This is a genomic window from Gemmatimonas sp. (assembly GCF_041689975.1).
GTDB lineage: Bacteria > Gemmatimonadota > Gemmatimonadetes > Gemmatimonadales > Gemmatimonadaceae > Gemmatimonas.
Map to the genome: position 1 here is coordinate 1 of NZ_JBDNFF010000129.1, position 5,302 is coordinate 5,302.

6 protein-coding genes are annotated in these 5,302 nt (G+C 63.7%); 3 read left to right on the forward strand and 3 right to left on the reverse strand.

Annotated elements, in window-relative coordinates; all coding sequences use genetic code 11:
• Positions 1 to 115 precede the first annotated feature (115 nt).
• The 3 genes from ACESNG_RS08770 to ACESNG_RS08780 form a co-directional block, all read right to left on the reverse strand.
• A complete protein-coding gene (locus ACESNG_RS08770; protein ID WP_373068605.1) occupies positions 116 to 619 on the reverse strand; it encodes a hypothetical protein in 504 nt (167 codons plus the stop codon).
• A gap of 53 nt (positions 620 to 672) precedes the next feature.
• On the reverse strand, positions 673 to 1,404 hold the full coding sequence (locus tag ACESNG_RS08775; RefSeq protein WP_373068607.1) for a GntR family transcriptional regulator: 732 nt from the start codon (positions 1,402 to 1,404) through the stop codon (positions 673 to 675).
• Between the two features lie 99 nt (positions 1,405 to 1,503).
• Positions 1,504 to 2,553 carry a 2-hydroxyacid dehydrogenase gene (locus ACESNG_RS08780; RefSeq protein WP_373068609.1) on the reverse strand — a complete coding sequence of 350 codons (1,050 nt, stop codon included), beginning with the start codon at positions 2,551 to 2,553 and terminating at the stop codon, positions 1,504 to 1,506.
• A gap of 62 nt (positions 2,554 to 2,615) precedes the next feature.
• On the opposite strand from ACESNG_RS08780, the gene ACESNG_RS08785 reads away from it, so the two are divergent.
• From ACESNG_RS08785 to ACESNG_RS08795, 3 genes are all read left to right on the forward strand, one after another.
• On the forward strand, positions 2,616 to 3,518 hold the full coding sequence (locus tag ACESNG_RS08785) for a sugar phosphate isomerase/epimerase family protein (protein ID WP_373068611.1): 903 nt from the start codon (positions 2,616 to 2,618) through the stop codon (positions 3,516 to 3,518).
• Between the two features lie 30 nt (positions 3,519 to 3,548).
• The gene (eno, locus tag ACESNG_RS08790; RefSeq protein ID WP_373068613.1) at positions 3,549 to 4,829 is read left to right on the forward strand and encodes a phosphopyruvate hydratase; all 1,281 of its coding nucleotides are present in this window, start codon (positions 3,549 to 3,551) and stop codon (positions 4,827 to 4,829) included.
• A gap of 80 nt (positions 4,830 to 4,909) precedes the next feature.
• The coding region (locus tag ACESNG_RS08795; protein ID WP_373068615.1) for an HpcH/HpaI aldolase/citrate lyase family protein at positions 4,910 to 5,302 on the forward strand (393 nt) is incomplete at its 3' end.

Sequence of the window (5,302 nt, forward strand, 5' to 3'; positions counted from 1 at the left end):
CCGCACGTCGCCTTTTCCTCGACCGAGTCGGTCAGGGAACTGCGTAGGCGCGCCTGCGAGGACGTGGTGCGCGTACTCTCCGGTGAGGAGCCGCAGAACCGCGTATCCGGCTGAGTCAGCCCTTGATCGCAGTGACGAACAGGGTGGTCTCACCGTCGGTGGTGGACACCAGCATGTTGATCAAGTACCCACTGCCCGAGTAGTCCGCGCCGGAAATGTCCTCGACTCCGGTGATCTCGCTGCCCGCTACAAGGGTGTAGCCCGCGGCGACCAGAGCAGCCTGGTACTCCTTCGCGATGTCAGCCGCGGTCGCAGAGGTGGTCCAGCTCGCCTCCGCGCTACCGTCGGGGTTCACTCCCACGGTGCCCAGACTGCCGCTGGTGAATGCCGGCACCTCCTTCGGCCAGTCGGCCGGAAGCGCCATGTCGTCGCCAACGATAAGGTTCTGGCCGGCCGAATCCCCGGTGGACTGCTCGAGTCCTGGCACGGCGTTGTTGCCACCGGTGCTCGACGAACTTCCACCGCCGCAGGCACTCAGCGTCAGGACGCCGATCATAAGGCCGATGGCGACTGCGGTGGAACTGAATCGAACCTGCTTGCGTATCAAGGGGACCTCCATCGTCGAAACATTAGGGTACAAAACAGTTGCCTTCCCCCGCGGGGGAGGATGAGTCAGGCTGGGTCCACTCCCAAGCGCCCGGGCTCCTCTCCCATGCTCGCGGGGGTCACCTTCGGCATCGACGCGCGAGCCTTGGAGTTGCGGTAGTGAATGAAGATCGCGTCCCGGTAACTGTCAAGATCGCCCGCCAACAATGCATCGAGGATCCTCTGGTGTGCTATGCGTATGGTCTCCCAACCGACCTGCGGCCAGATCTGAGGGTCAAGGCCCTTAAGGTGCTGGGTGTTCTGCGAGATCATGTTCTTGTTGATCGCCGAGAAGCGCGAATTGCCGGTCAGGTCGACGATTAACTGGTGGAAAGTGAAGTCGCTCTTGATCGCCGCAGCGTTTTCGCCGCGTTGGTACGCCTTATCCATGGCGTCCAAAGTGTGGCTAAGGCGAGCACGGTCGCTTGAGCTCAGCAGAGTCTCTTTGTCGCAGAGCACATTTCCGGCTGCTGACTCTAGCGCCTCGCGGACGCAGAAGATTGCCTGCAGGTCGAGTGCGGAGGGGGTGCCGACGACCGTTCCCTGCCGGCGGGTGCTGTGCACGATGCCCTCGTTCTCTAGTGCCATGAGTGCCTCGCGAACGGGACCTCGGCTTACCCCCCATCGTGCGGCGAGGTCGGCAGTGATCAGCCGCGAGCCTGGCTCGAGTTTGCCTGAGTGGATGCCGCGGCGCAACTCTTCGGCGATCTGCTCCCAGAGGTGCCGCTGCTGGATCCTCAAGTCGTCTTCTGTTCCCATGATGTCGATTCTGTAGTTACTCGCCGGTGTTGGTGACACATGAGGGTACTCCACCCGTCAATGTGGAATAACAGGCACGCAGGGCAGGGAACATGCGGGTCATCGTGGAGCCGCCCTGGGATCCACCCGGCCAGTAAGTGCGGGAAGCGAGACCAGCCCTTCCGGGGGTTCGCCCCGGGACGCGGCGTCCAATTGCTCGACGATCAGGTGGCTCATCATCGAGATCGTGCGCTTGCCAAAGGATGAGATGTGCGGTGAGAGGATGCAGTTGTCGATGCCGATCAACGGGGAGTTCACCACGGCTGGCTCGATGTCCATGACGTCGAGTGCTGCACCACCGAGGTGTCCGCTCATCAGCGCGTCCACGAGGGCGCTCTCGTCGAGAACGGGCCCCCGAGATGTATTGACGACAATGGCTCCCTTTGGCAGAAGGCCGAACTGTCGCGCTCCGAGCAGGTGCCTCGTAGACTCATTGAGCGGCACGTGCAGCGATACCACATCGCACTTGGGCAGCATATCGCCGATGTCGTCGAAGAGGGTGACTCCGACCTCGGTCAGGTCCGGCAGGATGGCCGGGTCGTAGACCAAAATCGCGACGTCCAGCGGCGCGATGATGCGAGCGAAACTGCGTCCGATCCGGCCGTAGCCGATGATGCCGACGGTCGACCCGTGGAGTTCATCGAAGAATTCCCCGTCGCGCCACCTTCCCAAGCTCACCCGATCGTGATAGGCCCGACTCCGGTGCAGGAGGGCGAGAAGCATGCTCAAGGCGTGCTCGGCCACACCAATTGCATTGACGCCCGCGGTGACCGTGACGTAGATTCCCAGGTCATTCGCTGCGTCGATATCGATGGCGTCGAAGCCCACTCCCGATCGAGCGATGATCCTGAGGCCGGGCAGGGCCTCCAGCACCTCGCGTGAGTAGGGCTCCGCGCCGGCGACGATACCGAAGTACCCGGTGAGACTCTCGATCTGCGCGGCCTCGTCGGCTGCGCGCGGCACGCGGACAACCTCGATGCCCAGGTCAGCCAGACCGGTGAAACCCGGCGCGTCGAGAACGGTGGCCTCTGAAATGAGGGCAACCTGACCGACACTCCTATCTGGCATTTGCACTCCCCGGCGGTTGGAACCAGCATTGTCAGCCAACATTTGGCCGAGAAGGCGTAGTATACACTTTTTGGTAAGATTGCAAACAGTTTGCAGATTACCGGATGAAAGATGAGGCCGCAATGAAGTTTGAACTAGGCATCGGACCGGACTCGTGGGGGGTGTGGTTCCCGGATGACCCTCACCAGCCTCCCTTTGAACAGTTTCTAGCAGAAGTGCACGAAGCGGGATATCGAACAATCGAACTCGGCCCCTACGGCTACCTCCCGACGGATTCCAACCAACTGCTCCCGCTGTTGGAGACGCATCGGCTTCGGGTCAGCGGCGGCTTCATCTTCGGCGATCTGCATTCGGAGGACTCTTGGGATGCCCTCCGCGACTCCATAGAGCGCACCTGCGCCTTACTCAACAAGGTCAACGCCGAGTTTCTCGTCCTGATAGATGCCATGTACACCGATCTGTACACGGGGGCGCAGGTCTACGATCCGGAGCTCAGTGAGTCGCAGTGGCGGAGCCTGATCGAGAACTCGCACCGGATCAGCGCCTACGCGAGTGAGTATTTCGGGCTCAAGACCGCGTTCCACCCCCACGCTCAGACCCCGATCGAGTTCGAGCCGCAGATCGAAAAGTACCTGCGCCTGACGGACCCGAGTATGGTCTCACTCTGCCTCGACACCGGACATCACGCCTACTGCGATGGCGATGTGGTCGCGTTCATGCAGGCGCACCACGAACGCATCCCCTACCTGCACATCAAGAGCGTCAACCGCGAGGTGATGGCTGCGGTAAAGGCGAACCGCACCCCATTCGCGGCCGCCGTCAAAGACGGTGCGTTCACCGAGCCGAAGCTAGGAGATATCGACTTCCGCCGGTTCCGTGAGGTACTCGAAAACGTCGACTTCCACGGCATCGGAATCGTCGAGCAGGACATGTATCCGGCGCCGTTCGACCAGCCCCTACCGATCGCGCGGAGCACCCGCGACTACATGAGCGCGATCGGCTACTGATGCGCGCCGTACCCGGGAAAGCCTGACCTCGTGGCAACCAAGCATGCGATCACCAGCGTTACCACTCTCCAAGTCCTGGATTCTCGCGGTAATCCCACCGTCGCGGCGATCGTCGAGACTGATCTCGGGCGGGGAATGGCCATCGCACCGGCGGGTGCGAGCGCCGGTTCCCATGAGGCGGTGTTCGTGCGGGACAACGGACCGCATTACGAGGGCAGATCCGTGTCCGCCCATCTCGCACGGGTCGGCGAGCGGGTGCAGGCCGCCCTGCTGACCAAGGACGCGGACGACCCCGCTGCGGTCGATTCGGCGCTGCGCCAACTCGACGCCGACCCGCAGTTGCGCGACATCGGCGGCCACGTCGGCACCGCCGTGAGTCTCGCGGCATGGCTTGCGGCCTCAGCCGGCTCCGGCCGTGAGCCATGGCAGGCGATCCGGGACTACACCGGCGCCACCGCGCAGCTTCCGATGCCGATGGTCAACATCATCTCGGGAGGCGCGCATGCCGGCGGCCTCATCGATATCCAGGACATCCTGGCCGTCCCCATCGGTGCCGGCTCGTTCGCCGAGGCCATCGAATGGTGCTGGCGGACGCGCCGTGGAACCCAGCTGGTGCTGGAGGACATGGGCTACCAGACCTCGCTGATCGCGGACGAAGGCGGCCTGGCGGCGCCGTTCGCGAGGGATGAGGATGCCCTCGCCGCAGTGGTCGCCGGAATCGCGCGCGCCGGACTGGAACCCGGCGCGGACGTCTCCCTCGCGATCGACGTCGCCGCGACCCAGTTCGTGATCCCGGGGGGCTACGCCCTGGGCGGCGGCCAAGCGAGCCCAGCCGAGGTGGTCGCTCGGTTGACGCAATGGCGCGCCGCCTATCCCCTCGTCTCGATCGAGGACGGAGTCGGCGAGGATGACGACGACGGGTGGTCCCTCCAGTCGGATCTGTGCGCGAGGACTCAGGTGCTTGGCGACGACCGCTACGCGAGCCGCCACGCACGCCTGACGACCGGCATCGCGCGGGGCGAGGCCAATGCCGTGCTGATCAAGCCGAACCAAGCCGGCACCTTGCACGAGGCGCTACGCACGATCCTTGAGGCCAGGCGGAACTCTTGGGCAACGGTTGTCTCGGCTCGCTCGGGTGAGACGGAGGAGACATGGTTGTCGGACCTAGCCACCGGCTCCGGGGCGGGCCAGATCAAGGTGGGCTCAACGATGCGCTCGGAACGAACCGCGAAGTGGAATCGCCTGCTACTGCTCGAGCACGAGTCCGGTCTGCCTTACGCTGGAGCTTCCCTCCTCGCGCCAATCAGCTGATCGGTATTGTCAACTGTTGACACTTTGCGTTTCCTTTGCAAGAATGCCCCCGCTAACAACACCAACAGGAGGCACACCACATGGCAGTCCCAGCGTCCGAGAATGGCAGCGTCAGCAACACCATGCGGAGCCGGCTCGCCGACGGCGAGGTCCTGATCGGCGGCTGGTGCACCCTGCCCACGTCATTCGCTGCGGAAATCGTCAGTGATTGCGACGTCGACTACGCGGTGGTCGACATGCAACACGGGCTGACGGGATACTCGGACCTGGTCTCGATGCTGCAGGCGATCGGATCCCGAGGAGTCGTCCCGCTGGTGCGCATTCCCTTCGAGGACTTCGGGCTGGCGCAGCGGGCACTTGATGCTGGCGCCTACGGCCTGATCGTGCCGATGGTCAGCAATCGGGATCAGGCCCAGGCTGCCGTCAACTCGGCCCGCTACCCACCCCTGGGTGAGCGCAGCTACGGTCCGATC

Coding starts and splice junctions, on each gene's coding strand:
- ACESNG_RS08770 (WP_373068605.1), bottom strand. CDS start 619: ATGGAGGTCCCCTTGATACGCAAGCAGGTTCGATTCAGTTCCACCGCA.
- ACESNG_RS08775 (WP_373068607.1), bottom strand. CDS start 1,404: ATGGGAACAGAAGACGACTTGAGGATCCAGCAGCGGCACCTCTGGGAG.
- ACESNG_RS08780 (WP_373068609.1), bottom strand. CDS start 2,553: ATGTTGGCTGACAATGCTGGTTCCAACCGCCGGGGAGTGCAAATGCCA.
- ACESNG_RS08785 (WP_373068611.1), top strand. CDS start 2,616: ATGAAAGATGAGGCCGCAATGAAGTTTGAACTAGGCATCGGACCGGAC.